Source organism: Acidovorax sp., assembly GCF_046339755.1.
Classification (GTDB): Bacteria; Pseudomonadota; Gammaproteobacteria; order Burkholderiales; family Burkholderiaceae_C; genus Acidovorax.
In genome coordinates this window covers 21957-42891 of record NZ_JBKDTZ010000313.1, presented here as the reverse complement: position 1 = coordinate 42891, position 20935 = coordinate 21957, and the positions used below count along the sequence as shown (strand labels likewise).

The 20935-nt window shown below is 68.2% G+C and carries 20 protein-coding genes; 8 read left to right on the top strand and 12 right to left on the bottom strand.

Going from position 1 to position 20935, the window contains the following annotated elements; genetic code table 11:
* Nucleotides 1-12: 12 nt before the first annotated feature.
* Together ACK59X_RS27255 and mmsB are read left to right on the top strand one after the other, a co-directional pair.
* Nucleotides 13-405: a DUF488 domain-containing protein gene (locus ACK59X_RS27255; protein ID WP_409961647.1), complete on the top strand. Its 393-nt coding sequence runs from the start codon at nucleotides 13-15 to the stop codon at nucleotides 403-405.
* A gap of 38 nt (nucleotides 406-443) precedes the next feature.
* Nucleotides 444-1331, top strand: coding sequence for a 3-hydroxyisobutyrate dehydrogenase (gene mmsB / locus ACK59X_RS27250; protein WP_409961645.1), 888 nt, complete (start codon nucleotides 444-446; stop codon nucleotides 1329-1331).
* 31 nt (nucleotides 1332-1362) lie between these two features.
* Here mmsB and ACK59X_RS27245 read toward each other — a convergent pair whose 3' ends face one another.
* The 4 genes from ACK59X_RS27245 to ACK59X_RS27230 are packed head-to-tail and all read right to left on the bottom strand — an operon-like array spanning nucleotide 1363 to nucleotide 7908.
* Entirely contained in the window at nucleotides 1363-1905 is a 543-nt protein-coding gene (locus ACK59X_RS27245; protein ID WP_409961644.1) for a TIGR02281 family clan AA aspartic protease, read from the bottom strand.
* 56 nt (nucleotides 1906-1961) lie between these two features.
* Complete coding sequence (locus tag ACK59X_RS27240) at nucleotides 1962-5624, bottom strand: EAL domain-containing protein (RefSeq protein WP_409961643.1); 3663 nt, start codon at nucleotides 5622-5624, stop codon at nucleotides 1962-1964.
* A gap of 25 nt (nucleotides 5625-5649) precedes the next feature.
* Nucleotides 5650-6045, bottom strand: a complete 396-nt coding sequence (locus ACK59X_RS27235) for a response regulator (RefSeq protein WP_409961642.1) — start codon at nucleotides 6043-6045, stop codon at nucleotides 5650-5652.
* Between the two features lie 3 nt (nucleotides 6046-6048).
* Nucleotides 6049-7908 (bottom strand): PAS domain S-box protein, encoded by a 1860-nt coding sequence (locus tag ACK59X_RS27230; RefSeq protein ID WP_409961641.1) that lies wholly within the window; start codon nucleotides 7906-7908, stop codon nucleotides 6049-6051.
* 564 nt (nucleotides 7909-8472) lie between these two features.
* Here ACK59X_RS27230 and ACK59X_RS27225 point away from each other — a divergent pair.
* Nucleotides 8473-9027 carry a hypothetical protein gene (locus ACK59X_RS27225; RefSeq protein ID WP_409961640.1) on the top strand — a complete coding sequence of 185 codons (555 nt, stop codon included), beginning with the start codon at nucleotides 8473-8475 and terminating at the stop codon, nucleotides 9025-9027.
* A gap of 16 nt (nucleotides 9028-9043) precedes the next feature.
* Here the strand turns inward: ACK59X_RS27225 and ACK59X_RS27220 are convergent, their stop codons facing one another.
* The 4 genes from ACK59X_RS27220 to ACK59X_RS27205 form a co-directional block, all read right to left on the bottom strand.
* Nucleotides 9044-10210 (bottom strand): ABC transporter substrate-binding protein, encoded by a 1167-nt coding sequence (locus ACK59X_RS27220; RefSeq protein WP_409961639.1) that lies wholly within the window; start codon nucleotides 10208-10210, stop codon nucleotides 9044-9046.
* Between the two features lie 135 nt (nucleotides 10211-10345).
* Entirely contained in the window at nucleotides 10346-11083 is a 738-nt protein-coding gene (locus ACK59X_RS27215) for an SIR2 family NAD-dependent protein deacylase (RefSeq protein WP_409961638.1), read from the bottom strand.
* Between the two features lie 8 nt (nucleotides 11084-11091).
* A complete protein-coding gene (gene rlmB / locus ACK59X_RS27210; protein WP_409961637.1) occupies nucleotides 11092-11838 on the bottom strand; it encodes a 23S rRNA (guanosine(2251)-2'-O)-methyltransferase RlmB in 747 nt (248 codons plus the stop codon).
* Nucleotides 11839-11916: 78 nt separating this feature from the next.
* Nucleotides 11917-12612, bottom strand: a complete 696-nt coding sequence (locus tag ACK59X_RS27205; protein ID WP_409961636.1) for an ABC transporter ATP-binding protein — start codon at nucleotides 12610-12612, stop codon at nucleotides 11917-11919.
* Nucleotides 12613-12627: 15 nt separating this feature from the next.
* Between ACK59X_RS27205 and ACK59X_RS27200 the strand changes: the two genes are divergently transcribed.
* A complete protein-coding gene (locus tag ACK59X_RS27200; protein WP_409961635.1) occupies nucleotides 12628-13293 on the top strand; it encodes an arylesterase in 666 nt (221 codons plus the stop codon).
* Between the two features lie 66 nt (nucleotides 13294-13359).
* On the opposite strand, the gene ACK59X_RS27195 is transcribed toward ACK59X_RS27200, so the two are convergent.
* From ACK59X_RS27195 to ACK59X_RS27185, 3 genes are all read right to left on the bottom strand, one after another.
* On the bottom strand, nucleotides 13360-13545 hold the full coding sequence (locus ACK59X_RS27195; protein ID WP_409961634.1) for a hypothetical protein: 186 nt from the start codon (nucleotides 13543-13545) through the stop codon (nucleotides 13360-13362).
* 72 nt (nucleotides 13546-13617) lie between these two features.
* Nucleotides 13618-14847, bottom strand: a complete 1230-nt coding sequence (locus ACK59X_RS27190) for a PLP-dependent transferase (RefSeq protein ID WP_409961633.1) — start codon at nucleotides 14845-14847, stop codon at nucleotides 13618-13620.
* A 276-nt stretch (nucleotides 14848-15123) separates the two neighbouring features.
* Entirely contained in the window at nucleotides 15124-15582 is a 459-nt protein-coding gene (locus ACK59X_RS27185; protein ID WP_409961632.1) for a BON domain-containing protein, read from the bottom strand.
* Between the two features lie 128 nt (nucleotides 15583-15710).
* Between ACK59X_RS27185 and ACK59X_RS27180 the strand changes: the two genes are divergently transcribed.
* The 4 genes from ACK59X_RS27180 to ACK59X_RS27165 all read left to right on the top strand — a co-directional run bounded on the left by ACK59X_RS27180 (nucleotide 15711) and on the right by ACK59X_RS27165 (nucleotide 19994).
* Nucleotides 15711-17420 carry a SulP family inorganic anion transporter gene (locus tag ACK59X_RS27180; RefSeq protein ID WP_409961631.1) on the top strand — a complete coding sequence of 570 codons (1710 nt, stop codon included), beginning with the start codon at nucleotides 15711-15713 and terminating at the stop codon, nucleotides 17418-17420.
* A gap of 76 nt (nucleotides 17421-17496) precedes the next feature.
* On the top strand, nucleotides 17497-18264 hold the full coding sequence (locus ACK59X_RS27175; RefSeq protein WP_409961630.1) for a GGDEF domain-containing protein: 768 nt from the start codon (nucleotides 17497-17499) through the stop codon (nucleotides 18262-18264).
* A gap of 10 nt (nucleotides 18265-18274) precedes the next feature.
* On the top strand, nucleotides 18275-19129 hold the full coding sequence (locus ACK59X_RS27170; RefSeq protein WP_409961629.1) for a MinD/ParA family protein: 855 nt from the start codon (nucleotides 18275-18277) through the stop codon (nucleotides 19127-19129).
* A gap of 118 nt (nucleotides 19130-19247) precedes the next feature.
* Nucleotides 19248-19994: a sulfurtransferase gene (locus tag ACK59X_RS27165; protein WP_409961628.1), complete on the top strand. Its 747-nt coding sequence runs from the start codon at nucleotides 19248-19250 to the stop codon at nucleotides 19992-19994.
* 12 nt (nucleotides 19995-20006) lie between these two features.
* Here ACK59X_RS27165 and ACK59X_RS27160 read toward each other — a convergent pair whose 3' ends face one another.
* Nucleotides 20007-20933: a pirin family protein gene (locus ACK59X_RS27160; protein ID WP_409961627.1), complete on the bottom strand. Its 927-nt coding sequence runs from the start codon at nucleotides 20931-20933 to the stop codon at nucleotides 20007-20009.
* Nucleotides 20934-20935 lie beyond the last annotated feature (2 nt).

The following is a 20935-nucleotide window of genomic DNA, read 5'->3' as shown; positions in this document are numbered from 1 at the left end:
GAAGACGCCGCCATGCCCTTTCGCTTCGTCCGCCTCGGGACGACGCGTGCCCCCGGTGAAGGCACCCGCATCGGCACCGTGCGCAGGCCGCCGCGCGGCGTGCCCACGGCCGAGTTCGCCAGCCAGGACTGGTATGACGTGTGGTACCCCCTGCTCTCGCCCAGCGCCGAACTCATGGCCCAGGGCCAGCAAGCGCAGACCGACAAGGAATGGCAGGTGTTCACCAAACTGTTCCGCAAGGAGCTGGCCCAGCCGGAGGCCAGCCGCACGCTGGACCTTCTGGCCACGCTTTCGCACAGCGGTGCGATGTCGCTCGGCTGCTACTGCGAGAACGAGGCCCGCTGCCACCGCTCCGTTCTGCGCGAAGAACTGGCCAGCCGGGATGCAGCCATCGCCACAGACTGATACTTTCACCATCACAACGACACCAAGGAGATAGCACCATGAAGATCGCATTCATCGGCCTCGGAAACATGGGCGGCCCCATGGCCGTGAACCTGCACAAGGCCGGCCACGAGGTGCGCGCGTTCGACCTGTCGCAAACTGCGCGCGACAAGCTCGCGGCCGATGGCGTGGCCATCGCAACCGATGCCCACGCCGCCGTGCAGGGCGCCGAGGTGATCATCAGCATGCTGCCCGCCAGCCAGCATGTGGACAGCCTGTTCCTGGGCCAGGGCGAACTGCTGGCCCAGCTGCCGGCCGGCACGCTGGTGATCGACTGCTCCACCATCGCTGCCGCCACCTCGCGCAAGGTGGCCGAGGCCGCCAAGGCCAAGGGTGTGGCCTTCATCGATGCTCCGGTATCGGGCGGCACGGGCGGCGCGATTGCCGGCACGCTGACCTTCATGGTCGGTGGCGAGGCGGCCGACCTGGAGCGTGCGCGCCCGGTGCTCGAGAAAATGGGCGCCAACATCTTCCATGCGGGCGGTGTGGGTGCTGGCCAGACGGCCAAGATCTGCAACAACATGCTGCTCGGCATTCTCATGGCCGGCACCAGCGAAGCCATCGCCCTGGGCGTGGCCAACGGGCTGGACCCCAAGGTGCTGTCCGAGATCATGCGCCGCAGTTCTGGCGGCAACTGGGCGCTGGAAAAGTACAACCCCATGCCCGGCGTGATGGAGACCGCACCCGCGAGCAAGGGCTACGCCGGCGGCTTCGGCACCGACCTGATGCTCAAGGACCTGGGCCTGGCGCAGGAGAATGCCGCCGCAGTGAAGGCCGCGACGCCCCTGGGCGGCCTTGCGCGCAACCTGTATGCCGCGCACAGCCTGGCCGGCCATGGCGCGCTCGACTTCTCGAGCATCATCAAGTCTGTTCAGAAGAAGGGCTGAAGCCCCATTTGGCCCCGTACGCGGTGGCAGCTCAATTGCCGCCGCGGGGGTTCAGCACCATGCTGTCACGCTTGATCTCCACGTCGAACTGGCGCAGGAAGTTCTGACCGAGCAGTGCATCGTCCTCGCTCTCGCCGGTGTAGCCCGTGCCCACGCGCAGGCCTGCGACTTCGAGGTTGCGCACGGTGACCGATTGGGACGGCGATACCCGTCCCTGGCGCTCGCCATTGGCCGTGCGGAAGGTGGTGGGCACGCCTTCGGTGAGGCCGGCCTTCTTTGCCACGGCGTCGGTCACCGCGATCAGGCTGGCGCCGGTGTCCACCATGAAGTTCACCGGTACGCCATTGACCGTGCCCGCCACGCGGAAGTGGCCGTCGCTGTGGCGCGGTATCACCAGCGAGCCGGTGGACGTGACCGTGGCGCCGCGTGGCGCCATGAACTGCTTCATGCCGAAATACAGAAGCCCCATGACCACCAGCCAGAAGGCGAGGATGGCCAAGGTGTTCGTGCGCAGCACGCGGCGCGTGTGTTCGTCTGCGGGGGGTGGTCGCTGGTGGTCGTGTTCTTCGCCCATGGGCCGTCATATATGCCAGGCCCTCGGGACCTGGCATGCAATTGCTGAGCCCCAAATCATAGGGCAGGCGCGTCGGGCTGCAGGCGGCGCAGGAACAGCTGTTCGAAAACGTCCGCCGGCACGGGCCGGCTGTAGAGAAAACCCTGGATCTCGTCGCAGCCGAGCAAGGCCAGCAGGCCGGACTGCTCCTCGGTCTCTACCCCTTCGGCCACCACCTTGAGCCCCAGCGAGTGGCCCAGGTTGATGATGGTGGACACCAGCGCACTGCCCTTGGCGCCTGCGGCGATGTGCTGGATGAAGGAGCGGTCGATCTTGAGCGTGTCGAGCGGCAGGCGCGCCAGGTAGCTCAGCGACGAAAAGCCGGTGCCGAAATCGTCCATGGCCACGGTGATGCCCATCTCGCGGATGGCATGCAGGCTTGCGGTGCTGTGCTCCACGTCGTCCATCACCATGCTTTCGGTGATCTCCAGCTCCAGGCCGGCTGAGGCCTCTGTGTCGTGCGCCACGGCCGAGCGCACCTGCTCGATGAAGGCACGGTGGCGCAGTTGCAGGAACGAGACGTTCACGGCCACCCGTATCGGCGCCAGACCTGCTGCACGCCAGCGCAGGTTATCGGCCAGGGCCTGGCCCAGGGCCCAGCGGCCCACGTCGTAGATCAGGCCGGTCTCTTCGAGGATGGGGATGAACTGCCCGGGCGGCACCAGGCCGCGGCGCGGGTCGTTCCAGCGGATCAGGGCTTCGGCACCGGTCACCTCGCCACTGGCCAGGTGCAGCTTGGGCTGGTAGTGCAGCACGAACTCGCCGCGCTCCAGCGCTTCGCGCAGGTGGTTCTCCAGGCTCAGCGCCTCGGCCACGCGCAGGTTCATCTCCGAGGTGTAGAACAGCAGTGCGTCGGCCGATGCCTTGGCCTTCTTGAGCGCGGCCTCGGCATTGCGCAGCAGTTCCTCGGCATCGCCGCCATCCAGGGGGAACAGGGCCACGCCCGCCTTGGCGGTGATGCGCAGCTCCTGCGTGCCCAGTTGGAAGGGCTCGTCGAAGCAGGCCCGCACCAGGTGGTCCACGGCCACGGCCACCGCACTGGCGTCTCGCGCATCGCACACGGCCACGCCGAAGCTGTTGGCGCCGATGCGCGCCAGCATGTCCATCGCACCGGCATGCCGCTGCAGGCGCTGCGCCACCAGCTTGAGCAATTCGTCCCCGAGGGATCGCCCGAGCGTGTCGTTGACGATGCGAAACCGGTTCACGTCGATCAGCGCCACCCCCAGGAAGGGCGAGGCATGCGGCCTGTGGCCGTCGCGCGCACGCCTGTGCTGGTTCACACGGTCCAGGAACAGCGTGCGGTTGGGCAAGGTGGTGATATCGTCGTAGTAGGCCAGGTAGTTCAGGCGGTCGGATTTTTCAAGGTGGTCGAGCGCAAAGCTGATGTCACCGGCCAGCTCGCCCAACAGCTTCATCTCGGTGGCATCGAAGAAGCTGGCCTCGTCGGAGAACAGCGCCATCACGCCCACCACCTCGTCGGCCACCAGCAGGGGCAGCACGGCCATGGAGGCGACCGACAGCGCCTTGAGCTTGGCGGGCAGCAGCACGCGGGGGTCGCCTTCGATGCGTTCGCAGACCAGGGCACGCCGTTCGCGCACCACCGAGGCCGTCAGGCTGTCGGTGCCCGATGGCTGGTCGGCATACGACAGCCGGCCCGCGATGTCGTCGAAGAAGTCCGGCGTGGTGCCCGAGATCGCCATCGGGATGACCTGCTGCGCCGCGCGGTCGACCCGGCCGATCCAGGCCATGCGGAACTGCCCGTGCCGCACCGCGATGTCGCAGGACTGGGCAAACAGCTCCTGGCGGCTGCGCATGCGCACCAGCAGCGTGCTGATGCCGCTGAGCACGGCGTAGACGCGGTTCAGGCGCTTGATCTTGTGCTCGGCCTCGCGCCGCTCGGTGATGTCCTCGCCCAGGCAGGCGATGCCGATGGCCTCGCCATCGACCGAGCGCAGCACGGTGTTGTTCCAGTACACCAGCCGGCGCACGCCGGACCGTGTGAGAATTTCCTGCTCGAAATGCCAGGTGGCCGGGTGATCGGCCAGCATGTCCTCGAACACCCGCTGCATGCCGTCCATGCCCGGCGGCAGGAACAGCTCGAACCAGTTGCGGCCGAAGATCTCGCCGCGCTCCCAGCCCGACAGGCGCAACAGGCAGTCGTTGCAGTAGGTGATGCAGCCGTTGCGGTCGAGCATGAGCGAGGCCATCTCGACCTTGTCGAGCAGCTCGTTGAAGCGCCGGTCGCTCTCGCGCAGTGCTTCTTCGGCGCGCTTTTGCGCCGTGACATCCTGGATGGTGTTGAACCAGCGCAGGCCTTCGGGAGCGGCACCCTCGCCGGGCAGCGGCTCCATCACCTGGCGCAGGTGCAAGAGTGCCCCATCGGCGCGCCACAGGCGGTAGGTGAAGTCCATGCGCACGCCTTCGCGCACCGCCTGCAAGGCCATGCTGCGCACCCGTGCACGGTCGTCGGCGTACACCATGCCGATCCATTCCCGGGCAGACGCCGGCATGGTGTTCGGGTCGCGCCGCAGCATCTGCGCCAGCGTGGCGGGCCAGCTCTCGAACTGCCCGCCCGGGCCGCTGATGATGTGGGTGATCTTGGCCAGCACCTGCGCCCGGTGCAACCTGGCCTCGCTGGCACGCAGTTCCTCCAGGGCCCGCCGGCGCTCGATCACCTCGATGTGCAGTTGCTCGGCATGGCGCTGCACCTCCAGGTAGAGGCTGCCGTTCTCATAGATGCGCCCGACCTGCGCCGCCAGGATAGAGAGGATGCGCTCGTCCTCGGCACTGAAGTGGTCGGCCCCCTCCTTGTTGGCCAGGCAGATCCAGCCGTAGGACGATGCCAGCGAGGCGACCGGCGCCTCCAGCGCGCAGTACAGCGGTGGGTAGCCCGACGGCAGGCCCGCCATGGTGGGATCACCGCCCGGGTTGAGCAGCCGCTGCGAGCGTCGCTCCATCTGCAGCCGCCCGAGCAGGCCCGATGAAGCATCGGGCGCCGGCAGCGAACGTGCCAGCACCGGATCGATGCCGCTGGTGCACACCAGCGAGGTGTGGCCCGGCTTGCGCACGGCGCACAGCACGGCGTATTGCGCACCGATGAGTTCGCGGGCGCCGGTGCAGACCTTGTTGAGCAGCCTGGCTGGATCGCGCTCGGAGGCCAGCTGCAGGTTGAGCTCGGTGAGCGCGGCCAGGCGGCGGTTGGTGGCCTCCAGCTCGACCACGTTGCCGCGCAGCTTGTCGGTCACCAGGCGCAGGTGCTGGGAGCGGAAGGCCGGCTCAGCCACGTGGTTCGCGCCATCGGAGCCTTGCGCCGCCTGGGCCAGCGTGCGCTCGATGGCGCGCAGAATGTCCTGCGGCTCGCAGGGCTTGACCAGCACCTCCGAGACGCCTCCGGCCAGAGCCAGGTTGCGCGCCTCCTCCCCCTGGTAGTGGGCGCTGTAGAAGATGACGCGGGTGGCCGCCAGTGCGGGGTCGGCCCGCAGCTGGCGCACGAACTCGTAGCCATCCATGGTCGGCATGAGGATGTCCGAGATCACCAGCGCCGGCCGCTCGGCGCGCACCAGCTCCAGCGCATCCGCACCGTCCACGGCCTCCTGGGCCTCATGGCCACTGTGGCGGACGCGGGTGACGATCAGGGCCCGGTTGGGGGCCTGGTCGTCCACGACTAGGATCTTTGCCATGGCTGCCGCCCTCCTTGCTTGTTGATCACCGCGGCGGGCGTACCGCCCGCGATGCCGGCGCGAGATAGGCCTCGACCTGGCGCACGAAGCGCTCCGGGTCGATGGGTTTGGAGATATGGTCCTGGAAGCCGACCTCCAGCGCCTTCTCCCGGTCGCCGGGCATGGAAAAGGCGGTCACGGCGACCAGCGGGGCCCTGCGCCAGGCGGGGTCGGCATGCAGCAGCCGGGCCACCTCATAACCGTCCATGACCGGCATCTGCAGATCCGACAGGATCAGGTCGGGCCCGTGCTCCAGCGCGGCGCGCACGCCTGCGCGGCCATCGGGCGCACTGTAGACATGGTAGCCATCGGCCTCCAGCAGGTAGGTCACCAGCATGCGGCTGGCTTCGTCGTCTTCGATGACCAGAATGCGGGCGACCATGGGTCAACTCTCCATTCCGGAGGGCAGCGCCCCCGGCAGATCAAGGATGAAGGTGCTGCCCTCGCCCGGCTGGCTGTGCAGGATGATGTCGCCGCCCAGTGCCTGTGCGAGCCTGCGGCTCAGGTGCAGGCCCAGGCCCGAGCCCTCCTGGCGCCGCTCTGCGCCTTCCACCCGGGAGAACGGCTCGAACAGCCGTGCCTGGTCCGCAAGCGGGATGCCGGGACCCGTGTCCTGCACGCGCAGGCTCAGCCGCGGGCTCGCCGGGTCCGGGGCATCGAGCTGCACCAGCACACGCCCTCGGTCCGTGAACTTGATGGCATTGCCCACCAGGTTGATTGCCACCTGAGTCAGCGCACGCCTGTCGGTGTGCGCCAGCACCGCCTGCCCGGGCATGCTCACCACGAAGGCCAGGCCCTTGCGCTGCGCATCGGGGCCCAGGGTGGCAGCCACCTCCTCCACCACTGAACGGCAATCGGTCGTCTCCAGCTGCAGGCTGTGCTTGCCGTCGCCCAGCTTGGCAACGTCCAGCAGGTCATTGATCAGCGACAGCAGGTGGCGCGCACCGGTCTGCACTATGCGCAGCTGCTTTTCCTGCTCGGTGTTGAGGGGGCCCGGCAGGCGCATGAGCAGGGTGCCCGTGAAGCCGATGATGGCATTGAGCGGCGTGCGCAGCTCGTGCGACATGCTGGCCAGGAAGCGGTCCTTCACAAGCGCGGCGTTCTCCAGCTCAAGGTTCTTGTCGCGCAGCGCCTGCTCGAAGCGCTTGCGCTCGGTCACGTCACGGATGGCGCTGGAGACGAACAGGCCCTCCTCGGTCTCCAGCGGGCTCAGGCTGATCTCGACCGGAAACTCCGTGCCATCCTTGCGCAGCCCGTACAGGTCCAGGCCCGCGCCCATGGAGCGGGTGCGCGGCTCGGTGAAGAAGCCGCCGCGGTGCTGCGGATGCTGGCCACGGTGGCGCACGGGCACCAGGAGCTCGATCTGCTGGCCCAGCAGTTCCTCGCGCGCCCAACCGAACAGCTTCACCGCCTGGGAGTTGACCAGCACGATGCGCCCATTCCCGTCCACGATCACCATCGCATCGGGCGCCGACTCGAGCAGGTCGCGGAACTTCTGGTCGGCCTTCTTGCGCGCGGTGATGTCGCGGATGGCGCTCATCACCATGGTGCCCTCTTCCGTTTCCAGCGGACTGAGGCTGATTTCCACCGGAAACTCGCTGCCATCGCTGCGCACACCGTACAGTTCCAGGCCCGCCCCCATGGTGCGGGTGCGCGGCTGGACGAAGAAGCCGCTGCGGTGCCCCAGGTGGGCACTGCGGTAGCGCTGCGGCAATAGCACCTCGATGGCCTGCCCCAGCAACTGGCCCCGGGGGTAGCCGAACACCCTTTCGGCCTGGGAGTTCACGAGCACGATGCGCCCGGTGGCGTTCACCATCACGATGGCATCGGGTGTGGACTCGAGCAGGTCACGAAAGCGCGCCTCGACCAGCTTGGCATCGCGCAGCACCTTGAGCTGGGTGACGTCCTTCTTGCTCGACAGGAAGTAGCGCAGCCGGCCATCGGTGCCGAACACCGCCCGGGTGGAAACATTCACATGGACCAGCGAACCATCCTTGCGCTGGCGCACCGACTCGTGCACGGCCAGCCCCTGCTGCAGGGCCTTGGCACAGATGGACTCCTCATCCTGCACCTGGTCCGGCGGCACGATCAATTGCGTGAGGCGGCGACCCCGGGCCTCAGCCTCGGTGTAGCCGAAGGTGGCTTCGGCCGCGGGGTTCCAGTGCAGCACAGTGCCGTCCGGCGCGATGACCAGCAGCGCGTCGGGGTTCTGCTCCCAGTGGGCCCCGGAAAAATCAGATGCCATACCGCCCCTCGTCGTGGTGGGGCATCGCCGTCGCTCACACGCCCGCCCGGCTCCCGCCTCCCCTGTCGAGCATCTTAGGCATGCACCAGACAAACGCCAAGCCCCATATGTCCCGGCCAGGGCCGGCGGCATGCCCCGGCGGCACGGCCAGTAGCCCTTTCCGGTACTGCGGGAACGGGCCTTCCAGCGTCCTTGCCAGTGCGGCTACATTGGCGCCCATCCCCATCCAGTACGGAGGTCCCCATGCGCCTGTTCACACGCCAGCTGCAGGCGGCGCCTTTCCCTGTCCACCGGAGGCCAGTCCAAGGTCTGGGAGGCGAAAATCGCCATGGCCCACCTGGGCGAGGGATTTGCCCTGCGCGTGCACGACTCCAAAGCGGGGCCGACGGCGGCGCAGGCCGAAGCCTTTGAGCGCCTGCTCGCCAACGCCCGGCAGGTCCCACATCCATTCGGAATGACCATCTTGCTGCCATTCGACCGCCTGCGCCCCCTGCTCGCGCCTTGGGGCCGCCTGCAGCCCCAGCCCGCCCCTGGGGAGAGACCTGGCATGCGTCGGTAGGCCCTGTGGGCCTGACCATCAACGCGGGTGGCAACCCGGTGAGTGTGCCGCCGCTGCACAAGCTCTGGGCGCAGCAAGACGGCTATGCCTGGTCGCGCAACCCCGACAACCCGATCCCGGGCTGGCCCGCGCACTGGCTGGTGGTGGCCCAGGAGGGCGCCAACCCGTGGTCCCCAAGCCCCTCTGCGCCACGCTGTGTGCATGGACGGGCGCGTACCCACGGCGGTGCAGGAAGCCGTGAGGCCATGGCGGTGGTGCACGCCCGGGTGGTGAAGGCCCAGGACCTGTACGAAGACGCCTCGGACCCCGGCAGCGTCGCGGCCACCCGCTACGCCGTGCGGGTGCAGCGCACCCTGCGCGGGCGGGCGCCCGCAGCGTTTGCCTTGCACAGACAGAAAACCAGCGCCCGACTCCCCATGGACACCGCAGAGCGCTATCTGCTGTTCGTATCCAGCGATGCCTCGGGCCGCTACTTCGTCGATGCATGCAGCAATTCCGCGCGGCTCACCGAAGCATGGGCCACGTTGAAGGCCCTGGCCGCCTCGCCGAATGGAAAGTAGCCTGCGCAGTACCCGCTCAGCTCAGGCGGCGTGCGTTCTCGGCGTAGATGGCCAGGTAGATCGAGTCCGAGCCCACATACGGGGCCTTGCCGCCAAAGCCCACGTTGAAGTCGCCGAAAGACAGCGAGCGGATGCCGGCCAGGCCGGTGCGCAGCCGGTCGCGCGTGAGGTCCTTGCCGGCGTTCTTCAGGCCCTCGATCATGATCTGGGCATTGACCCAGCCTTCCAGGGCACTGCCGCTGTTCATGAACTCGGGCTTGCCGCTCGTGGCCTTCATGGTGCTCTGGAACTTCCGCACCACCACCGACTTCTGCGAATTGGCGTCGGGGAACACCTGCACCAGGGCCATGCCGCGCGTGGCGGCGGCCAGCTTGGGCAGTTCCGACGAGATCACCGTGACCGACAGGCCGGCCAGCGGCACGCCGGCCGCCTTGGCGCGAAAGGGCAGCACGAAGGCCGTGTTGGCCGTACCGGTGGTGGCCAGCAGCACGGCGCCCGGGCGCTCTGCAGCCACCTTGTCGGCCAGCTCGGCACCGTTCTTGCCGTCCACAGCCAAGGCGAATTCGCCAGCACGCTCGACCTTGATCTCGTCGAGGGCGCGCGACATGTCTTTCAGCACTTCCTTGCCGAAGGGGTTGTCCAGGTAGACCACGGAAATGCGCTTGAGGCCCATCTCCACCACCTGCTTGACCAGGCGCTGGGTTTCGTCACGGTAGCTCGGGCGCACGAAGAACACGTTGCGCTGCTCGGGCGAACGCAGCGAGGGCGCGCCCGTGATGGGCCCCACGGTGGGGATGCCCTTGCCTTCGATCAGCGGCAGGATGGCGGCGGTGTTGGCCGTGCCCAGGGGCGAGATCAGCGCGAAGACGGACTGCGCATCGAGCATCTGCGTCACGTTCTGCAGCGTGCGGGCGGCGACATAGGCATCGTCCTTGGCGTCCATGCGGATCTCGCGGCCATGCACGCCGCCGGCCTGGTTCACTTCGGCAAACGCGGCCTTCATGCCGGCCACCTGCTCGATACCGGCCTGGCCCAGGGGGCCGGTCAGGGCGATGGAGCAGCCCAGGTTGATGTGCTTGGAAGACAGGGCCTCTTCGGCCGCCATGGCCGACGAAGCCCACGCGGGCAGGCTGGTGGCCGCAGCCATCTGGGTGGCGCGCAAGAGAAAGTGACGACGGCTCATGGTGTGAAGGTGCCCGGAGATTTGCAAAGTGGCGCAGGCTACAGGGACCAGAGGCCGCCACTTGTCCGGTGTGCGACAAGCTGTCGCGCAAAGCGCACAATTTTGGGGCATGCTCCTAAAACGCGCCGGGAGCGATCAGGCGCCCAGGAGCTGCGGCAGCAAGGCGGCCGAGGTGCCGCGCAGCACGGCATCGGCGGTGCCGTCGAGCTCGCTCGGGTTCGGGTTGAGCACCGCCACCCGGGCCCCGGCAGAGCGGGCCAGGTGGGCCAGGCCCGCAGCCGGGTAGACGGCCCCTGCCGTGCCGACCACCAGCATCAGATCGCACGCATTCGCCGCCCGCTCCGCAGCCTCGAACACAGCCAAGGGCAGCATTTCGCCAAACCAGACCACGCCGGGGCGCACCTGGTTGCCGCAGCGCTCGCAGGTCGGGGGCCTGCCGGCCACCGCATCGTCGATATGGCAGCAGTTGCGTGGCGTGTCGAGCCAGCGGTTTGCAAACAGGTCGCCATGCAGGCACAGCACACCCGTGCTGCCCGCGCGCTGGTGCAGGCCGTCCACGTTCTGGGTGATCAGCGTGAGCCGGTCCGGGTGGGCGGCCTGGAAGGCAGCCAGCGCCAGATGCCCGGCATTGGGCTGCACACCGTCCATGAGCTGGCGCCGGTGCTGGTACCAGTCCCACACCCGCTCCGGGTGGGCACGAAAACCTGCCTCGGTGGCCATGTCTTCGGCGCGGAACTGGGCCCAGTAGCCGGTCTGCGCATCGCGGAAGGTGGGCACACCCGATTCGGCGCTGACGCCGGCGCCGGTGAGCACGGCGATGTGGCGCGCCTCGCGCACCCAGGTGCGCACGGTGTCCAGGCGGTCTTCCTGCATGGCGGGGCTCAGGTCCTCTGGCGCAGGGCCTCGTAGAGGCAGACGCCGCTGGCCACCGAAACGTTGAGGCTTTCCACCGCCCCTTTCATGGGGATGCTGACCAGCTCGTCGCAGGTCTTGCGCGTGAGCTGGCGCATGCCATCGCCCTCGGCGCCCAGCACCAGGGCCACGGGGCCTTTCAGATCCACCTGGTAGACGGTCTTGGTCGCGTCGTCACTGGTGCCGATGCACCAGATGTTGCGTTCCTTGAGCTCGCCCAGGGTGCGTGCCAGGTTGGTGACCATGAAGTACGGCATGGTCTCGGCCGCACCGCTTGCCACCTTTGCCACGGTGGCGTTGATTCCCACGTCGTGGTCCTTGGGGGCGATGACAGCGTGCGCGCCCGCGCCGTCGGCGACGCGCAGGCAGGCACCCAGATTGTGCGGGTCGGTCACGCCGTCAAGCACCAGCAGCAGCGGGTTCTCGACGCCAGCCGCTTCCAGGTTCTCCAGCAGTTCGTCGAGCGAGGTGACCTGGGCCACGGGTTCCACCCGCGCCGCCACGCCCTGGTGGCCATGGCTGCCGGCCAGCTTGGCGATGCGCACGCTGTCGGCCTCGATCAGGCGGGCACCGGCTTCGCGCGCGCGGTCCAGGAATTGGCGCATGCGCGCATCGCGCCGCGTGGCTTCGTAGTAGATCTCGATGATGGACTGCGGCGCCGTCTTCAGGCGCACGCCCACGGCATGGAAGCCGAAAAGGACTTTGGGGGAGGACATGCCCCGATTATCGGCTGGACGACCATGTCCCCTGCCGGCCATCGGTGGCGCCCCGCCGGCCAAACGGCCCTCCGGGGGTCAATCTTCCTTGACCTGGCCCGCATCGATGGTGATGCGCCGCTCGCAGCGCGCGGCGATGCCGCGGTCGTGGGTGACGAGAACCAGCGTGGTGCCCTGCTCGCGGTTGAGCTCGAACATGAGCTGCATGATGGTCTCGCCGGTCGCAAAGTCCAGGCTGCCCGTGGGCTCGTCGGCCAGCAGCACGGCCGGGTGCACGACGAAGGCCCGTGCCAGGGCCACGCGCTGCTGCTCACCGCCCGACAGCACCTTGGGGTAGTGGCCAAGGCGCTGGCCCAGGCCCACGCGCGCCAGCATGTCGGCGGCGGCCTTGCGCGCATCGCGCCGGTTGGCCAGCTCCAACGGCAGCATCACGTTCTCCAGCGCGGTGAGGTTGCCCATGAGCTGGAAGCTCTGGAACACGAAGCCGACCTTCTGCGCACGCAGCGCGGCGCGCTCGTCCTCGTCGATGGCAAAGAGGTCCTGGCCGTCCAGGCGCACCGTGCCGCGCGTCGGCGTGTCGAGCCCTGCGATGATGGACAAGAGCGTGCTCTTGCCCGAGCCCGAGACGCCCACGATGGCCGCTGTTTCCCTTGGCGCCAGGCGGAAATCGATATCCCGCAGAATGTCCAGCGTACCGGTCGAATCCGTGACCGACTTGAAGACGTGTTCGACGGCAATAATGGGGGTCACGGGCGATGGGGAAGTTTCGGACATGAAAGGTTCTTCGCTTTGATTCGAGATCTGCAGTATCGGCGCCACTTTATCCTCTCGGCAGGCATCCTGGGTTTGGCAGGGATTTGCGCGCCCGCCGCCTGGGCCCAGGCACCAGCAGCTTCCGCGCCAGCCATCCTGGTGCTGGGCGACTCGCTGAGCGCCGAGTACGGCCTGGCGCGCGGCGCCGGCTGGGTGGCCCTGCTGGAAAAGCGGCTGCAGGAGGAAAAGATCGAGCGCCGCGTGGTCAATGCCAGTGTGAGCGGCGAGACCACTTCGGGCGGGCGCTCGCGCCTGGCCGCCCTGCTCACCCAGCACAAGCCGGCCGTGGTGGTGATCGAGCTCGGTGGGAACGACGCGCTGCGCGGCCTGCCGCTGAAGAATACCGAAGAGAATCTGGTCGCCATGACCGATGCGGCACAGAAGGCCGGGGCCAAGGTCTTGCTGGTGGGCATGCAGGTGCCGCCCAACTATGGCACCGACTACGCGAACCGGTTTGCCGGCCTGTTCACCACCGTGGCCCAGGCCAAAAAGGTGGCCGTGGTGCCGTTTTTCCTCAAGGGCGTGGCCGATGGCCCGGACCCTACCCGCCTGTTCCAGGCCGACCGCATCCATCCGCGCGCAGAGGCGCACCCGCAGATGCTGGCCAATGTGTGGCCAGAGCTGAAGAAGCTGCTGCGCTGAGCGCCGCTCTGCGGGCCTGCCTGCAACGGGTGCGCTGCGGCAGCCCAGAACGCGCAGGCCAGGGGATCAGCCGCCTTGCGCGCCCGAGGGCTGGTCAGTGCCCTGGGCTCCATCGCCGCTTTCGCCTGCGGGCTGGTCACCCTGCGGGTCGTCCGGCCTGCGCTGGGATTTGGCACGCAGCTTCTCTTCTTTCTTCTGTTTTTTGGCGAGCTCGCGCTGGCGTTTTTCGTATCCGTAGTTGGGTGTTGCCAAGGTGTTTGCTTCCTGAAGTGGAGACCCACTGTAACAGCTAGGCCTGCGTTTGCCGACATACCCCCGCGACCGTCAAGCGGCGGCAAAGGCCCGCTGAAGGGACTGCAGCAAATCCTGGCGCAGATCTTCCACCGCCTCCAGGCCGATGGAAAAGCGCACCAGCGTGCCGGACTTCAGGTGCGCCGTGGGCCGGCCACGCATGCGCGCCAGGTCGTAGGGCACGACCAGGCTCATGGGCCCGCCCCAGCTGTAGCCCAGCTTGAACAGGCGCAACCCGTCGCAGAAGGCGTCGACCTGGTCCTGGGTGTGGCGCGCGTCGATCATCACGCTGAAAAGGCCCGCCGCGCCGCCTGCGCCGCTATAGGCTGCGCCGCACAGCGTCTTCCAATGCAGGTGGCCGGGCGATTCCGGCAGCGCCGGGTGCAGCACCTGGGCAATGGCCGGCTGCTGCTGCAGCCACAGCGCCAGGCTGCGCGCGGCCTGGTCGTGCGCCCGGTAGCGCAGGGCGATGCTGGGCAGCGAGCGCAGCACCGCCTCGGCATCGTTGCCGCCCACGCCCAGACCCAGGCGCATGTGGGTGAGCTTGAGCTTCATGTGCAGGGCCTCATCACGCGTGACGATGCTGCCCATGAGCACATCACCGCCGCCGCTGGGGTACTTGGTGAGCGCATGCGCGGAAATATCCACGCCCAGGGTGCCATCCCCCAGCAGGTCGAACGGCGCAAAAGCCAGGCCCGCACCCCAGGTGTTGTCCAGCGCCGTGGTCACACCGCGCGCGCGGCAGATGCGCACCTGCTCGCACAGGTCGGGGAACTCCATCGTGACCGAGCCGGCGGCTTCGAGCCACACCAGGCGCGTGGCGGGCGTGATGCGAGCCGCCAGATCGGCCGGATCGAGCGGGTCGTAGACCGCGTGCGTGATGCCGAAGCGGCGCAGCTCGCCGTGGATCAGGTCCTTGCTTGGGCCATAGACGTTGTCGGGGATCAGCAATTCATCGCCGGGCTTGAGCAGGGCCAGCGCCACATTGGCGATGGCCGCCAGCCCGCTCGGAACCAGCAGGCATTGCAGGCCGCCTTCCAGGGCGCACAGGCGTTCTTCGAGGATGAAGGTGGTGGGCGTGCCGTGCAGGCCGTAGGTGTAGCCGCTCTTGTCCTTCCACTCGCGGCTGCGCATGGCGGCCACGTTGGGGAAGATCACGGTCGAGGCCTTGTAGACCGGCGTCTGCGGGGCCTCAAAGCCTGGGGGTGGGATGTAATCGTGGTGGACCAGGCGGGAAGCGATGTCGGAAGCGGAATCGTGCATGCGGCCAATGGTAGCGCGCCGCACAAGGGCATGCCCTTGCGCGGCGCGACTCCTTTGCGGTGGCCCCACTGAAGAGGCAGGCAAAGGCCAGGGCCTGGCCACGGAAGGCTTGCGTCCCACGCATCACCTGTACGGGCGGTTGTCGGATGGCCGGTCCTCGCAATGTGACGGCAGCACTGCTTTGCTGCCAACCGGCATCCAACGTCCATCCCGGATCAGTGCGCGTGCCATCCCCAGGAAGCTTGGGGACTGGGCGCCAACCGGTGCGGCCGTACCTTAGCTCGGTGTCACGGTCAACTGGTTGTTGACCGAGGTCACGCCCTTGACGGCGCTGGCAATCGTTTCTGCACGCTCCTTGGCAGCCGGGGTGGTGGCCGGGCCGTTGAGCGTCACGGAACCGTTCACGGTGTCCACGTTGATCTTGATGGCGCTCAGGTCAGGGTCCTTGGCCAGGCCGGCGGACACCTGGGCGGTGATGGTCGCGTCATCGATCTTTTCCATCGCGGTCTGCGAGCCTTGCTCCATCTTGTTGCCAGCGCTCTGCATGGCGGCCTCGGCCTTGATGCGGGCGTCGGTGGCGGCCTGCTCGGTGCGGCCCACGGCCGAATCCAAGCGCTGGCCCACGGTGGCGTCTTCGGTCTTGCTGCAAGCAGCCAAGCCCAGCGCCAGGGCGCTGACGGCCAGCACGCTGGCGATGCGGTGGGTGGAACGCTGTGCAGTCTGTGCGGTGTTCATGGAAAAACTCCTTGCGGTTGGGAACATGGTTGGTACTTTAGGCGGCGGAGCTCGCACAACGGGTCGGAGAGCTCCGAAGTGGCTGTAGGACGCAAGGCAGGCCTGCGGAGCGGGCGACAATCGGGGCCATGCCTTCCATGCACGCACTGTCCCGCTGGTTTCCTTTCCTCGCCTGGCCCCGCCCCGACCGCCACCTGCTCAAGGGCGAGTTTTCCGCCGGCATGACCGTGGGGCTGATGCTGGTGCCCCAGGGCGTGGCCTATGCCGCGCTGGCCGGCATGCCGCTGGTCACCGGCATCTATGCCTCCCTGATTCCGGCCCTGGTGGCGGTGCTGTTCAGTTCCTCCACCCGGCTGGGCGTGGGTCCCACTGCGCTCACCAGCCTGTTGATCGGCGCCTCCCTGACCGGGCTGGCCGAGCCGGGCAGCGCGCAGTGGGTGGCCCTGGCGGCCTGGATGGCCCTGCTGTCGGGCCTGCTGCAGCTGGTGATGGGGGTGGCACGCTTCGGCTGGCTGCTGAACCTGGTGACCTCGCCGGTGCTCAGCGGCTTCACCCAGGCCGCCGCCCTGCTGATCCTAGCCTCGCAGCTGCGCGCCTTCACGGGCCTGCGCTCGGACCTCGGCGCCCTGTGGGCCACCCCGTCGCTGGGGCATTTCGACCTGGTGGCTGCGGCCTTCGGCGTGGGCAGCCTGGCGCTGCTGGTGCTGGCCCGGCGCTGGCGCCCGAACTTTCCGGCCGCCATCGTGGTCGTGGGCGCGGCCGGGGCGCTGAGCTGGGCGCTCGGCTATGCCGACGGCGGCGGCAACGTGGTGGGCACCCTGCCCGAGGGGCTGCCCTCGCTGTACTGGCCCGGCCTGCTGTCCTGGTCGCAGTTTTCCGCCCTGGTGATGCCGGTGCTGGTGGTCACGCTGGTGAGCTTTCTCGAAACCGCCTCCAGCGCCAAGGTGGAGAGCCAGCGCTCGGGCGAGCGCTGGAACGAGAACCAGGACCTGATCGGCCAGGGCCTGGCCAAGATCAGCAGCGGGCTGTGCGGCAGCTTTGCCACCAGCGCCTCGTTCTCGCGCTCGGCCATCAACCTGTATGCCGGAGCGCGCACGGGCTGGGCGACGGTGTTCGCCATCGCCCTGGTGCTGGTGGTCCTGCTGTGGCTCACGCCGGCGCTCTACCATGTGCCGCAATCGGTGCTGGCCGCCGTGGTGATCACGGCCGTGACCAGCCTCATCAAGCCCGCCACCCTGCTGCGCCTGTGGCGCATCTCGCGCGTCGAGGCCATGATGGCCGGCGTGACCTTTGCGCTGACCCTGGCCACCGCGCCGCGCATGTACTGGGGCGTGCTGGTCGGGCTGGTGATGAACCTGAGCCACTTTCTGTACCAGCGCCTGCACCCGCGCATCATCGAGGTGGGCCTGCATCCCGACGGCAGCCTGCGCGACCGCCACCTGTGGCAGCTGCCGCCGCTGGCGCCCCGCCTGCTGGCGCTGCGCATGGACGCGGAACTGGATTTCGGCTCGGCCAGCGCGCTGGACCGCTACGTGACCGACCACTTGGTCTCCCACCCGGAGATCACGGAGCTGTGCCTCATGGCCCTGCCCATCAACCGCATCGACATCACCGGCGTGGAAACCTTCGCCGCGCTGCGGGCCGCGATGCAGGCCCGCGGCGGCACGCTGCATGTGAGCGGCATGAAGCTGCCCGTGGAGCAGGTGCTGCGCCGCGCCGGCCTGCTGGAGGACGGCCCCGGCCTGCGCATGTACCGCACCGATGCGGAGGCTCTGCTGGCACTGCAGCAGATCCCCGCCGAGCCGCTGGCCCAGGGGGCTAGCCTCCAGGCGGGATGAAACCCTTACGCACTATCGATAACCATCTAAAATCCCTATCCGCTGCTACACTCAATGAACTCTGCCTAATCCATTTGTGTCTGACTCTGCGGCCTCCCATCTCGTAGACCTGCGCGATCTGCGCCTGGACATCGCCCACGCGCTCGTGGCGCAGGCTTCGGGCAGCGAAGCTTCGCTGCAACGCGAAGCGCCGTCCCGCTACCTCCAGGGCCTGATCGACGGCCTGTGCGAGCTTTCGCTCAAGGACCCCCTCACCGGGCTGGCCAACCGTCGGCATTTTCGGGCCGTGCTCGAGCGCGAGATCGACCGCGTGACGCGCTCGGGCGAAGCCGCCCTGCTGCTGATGCTGGACATCGACCATTTCAAGGCGGTCAACGACACCCATGGCCACCTGGCAGGTGACGTGGTGCTGCAGTCGGTGGCACGCACCCTGAGCGCCTGCGTGCGCCCCATGGACACCCTGGCGCGCTATGGCGGTGAAGAGTTCGCCGTGGTGCTGCCGGCCTGCCAGGCGGCGTTTGGCAAGGTGGTGGCAGAACGCATCCGCCGCGCCGTGGCCAATACGCCCGTCAGGATTTCGCCCTCCGTGGAGCTCAATGTCACGGTCAGCATCGGCGGGGCCTTCGCCCTGCAGTGGATCCGCTCGACCACCCTGCTGTGGACCGACCGCGCCGACCACCAGCTCTACCAGGCCAAGTCGTCGGGCCGCAACCGGGTGAGCATCGAAGAGCAACCCGACAGTACCGTCAGTGCCGAAGAAAAGAGCCTGTTGTTCGGCCCCTTGTACACGCCCTCGGGCTGGGGCGACCTGCCCCCGCTGGACCCAACAGGCAGCGCCAACTGAAAGTTAGAAGATGAGCGACGCGCTGTCCCCCCCACCCACCTCGTCCGACGCCCCACCCTCGCCCGGCCGCCCACCCGGCGCGGCGGCCACCGGTGCGCGCATCATCGCCATCACCAGCGGCAAGGGCGGCGTGGGTAAGACCTTCGTCTCGGCCAACCTCGCAGCGGCGCTCACGCGGCGCGGCCAGCGCGTGCTGGTGCTCGACGCCGACCTGGGCCTGGCCAACCTGGACGTGGTGCTCAACCTGCACCCCAAGATCACCCTGCACGATGTGTTCACCGGCAAGGCGCTGCTCGAAGACGCCGTGATCCAGGCGCCTGGCGGCTTCTCGGTGCTGCTGGCCGGCTCGGGCATGGTGGAGTATTCGCGCCTCACGCCCGAGGTGCGCAACCAGTTCCTGAACGTGATCCAGGCACTGGCGCCCAATTACGACGTGATCCTGCTGGACACCGGCGCCGGTATTTCCGACGTGGTGCTGTTCTCGATCTCGCTGGCCTCCGAGGTGCTGATCGTGGCCACGCCCGAACCGACCTCGCTGACCGACGCCTACGCCGCCATCAAGGTGCTGGCCATGCAGCAAAAGCGCCAGCATGTGCGCATGGTGATCAACCAGGCGGCCCGCCCGGGCGACGGCCGGGCCATTGCCGGCCAGCTGCAGCAGGTGCTGGACCGCTTCGTCAGCACCGAGACCGGCCGCGGCGTGCGGCTGATCCACATGGGCGACATTCCGGCCGACCCGTCCGTGCGCGAGGCCGTGATGCGCCGCCAGCTGCTGCTGCTCAACACGCCGGGCTGCCCGGCGTCGCTGGCCATTGCCCAGCTGGCCAACAAGATCGAGACCACGCTGCTGGTACCCACGGTCTGAACGGTGCGGCGGGCAACCGCCGCGCCACCGCGCGACCATTGGTGCGCGCCCGCCAGGAGAACGGTGCCTGGCGGACCGATCCCCCTTCCCTATTGCGTGTGAACCCCTGGCCATCGCCGTGAACGACGTCCTCAATATCTCCTGCTACAAGTTCGTGCCCCTGCCCGATACGCAGGCGCTGCGCGACCTGCTGCACGAGCGTGCCATGGCGGCACAACTCAAGGGCACCATCCTGCTGGCCGGGGAAGGCATCAACTTCTTCCTGGCGGGCACGGCCGAGGCCGTGCGCGGTTTTGTCGACGCCATGCGCACCGACGCGCGCTTTGCCGACCTGGCGCCCAAGGAAAGCTGGTCGAACACGGTGCCGTTTCGCAAGATGCTGGTCAAGGTCAAGCGCGAGATCATCCGCATGGACCACCCCACCATCCAGCCCAGTGCCGGCCGGGCTCCGGCCGTCACGCCAGCCACGCTGCACCGCTGGCTGGCCCAGGGCCATGACGACGAAGGTCGCGAGGTGGTCACGCTCGACACCCGCAATGCCTTCGAGGTGGACGAGGGCACCTTCGACAAGGCCATCGACTGGCGCATCGACAAGTTCACCGAGTTTCCGCCCGCCCTGCGCGCCCACAAGGCCGAACTGGCGGACAAGACGGTGGTGAGCTTTTGCACCGGCGGCATCCGCTGCGAGAAGGCGGCCATCCTCATGCGCGAGGAAGGGCTCAATCACGTCTACCAGCTCGAAGGCGGCATCCTCAAGTACTTCGAGGAAACCGATGGAGCCCACTACCACGGCGGCTGCTTCGTCTTCGACGAGCGCCGGGTGCTGGCAGCCGACCTGTCGACCGACACGCCAGAAAAGGCCTGACCGGCCCTTTGCTCAGTCCGCGCGGAAGCGGTGCTCCGGCAAGGGGATGAACTCGGTCTCGCCGGGCACCACCTTCATGCGCCCGGCCTCCCAATCGCCTGCCGCCTGGACGATGCGCTCCTTGCGGCTGGAGACGAAGTTCCACCACATGTGGCGCGGGCCGTCGAGCGCATCGCCGCCGATGACCATCAGGCGCACCGCACGGTCGCCTGCCTGCAGCCGCACGGGCGCTGCCGCCCCTGCGGGCAGCACCGCCAGGGTGTGGTCTGGCAGCGGCTCGCCATCGAGCAGCAACTCGGCGTCCACCGGGTACAGCGCCATTTCCGGCGCCAGGGCCGGCAGCTCCAGCACGCCACCGGCGGGCAGTTGCACGTCCAGGTACAAGGTGGGCGCATAGGTGGCCACCGGCGAGGTCTGGCCAAAGGCCGTGCCGATGAGCACACGCACCACCGCATCGCCCACCCGCACCTCGGGAATGGCAGCGGCCGGCGTGTGCACGAAGGAGGCATCGACCTCCTCGGCCGCCACCGGCAGTGCCGCCCACAGCTGGATGCCATGGTTGACATAAGGCTGGTCCGCCAGCGACTCGGGCCGGCGCTCGGAGTGCACGATGCCGTTGCCGGCCGTCATCCAGTTGATGGCGCCGGGCTCGATCTGCTGCACGTAGCCCAGGCTGTCGCGGTGCATGATGGCGCCGGAGAACAGGTAGGTCACCGTCGCCAGGCCGATGTGGGGATGGGGGCGCACATCGTGCGCGGCCCCCGGCTCCACGGTCACCGGGCCGAAATGGTCGAAGAAGATGAAAGGCCCGACCGAGCGGCACTGCACGGCCGGCAGCAGGCGCCGTACAGTGAAGCCGCCGCCCAGGTCCTTGGGGTGGCCGGACAGGCGCAGCACACTGCTGTTGCGGCCGGTTTCGGGAGAGGTATCTGAGGTCATCG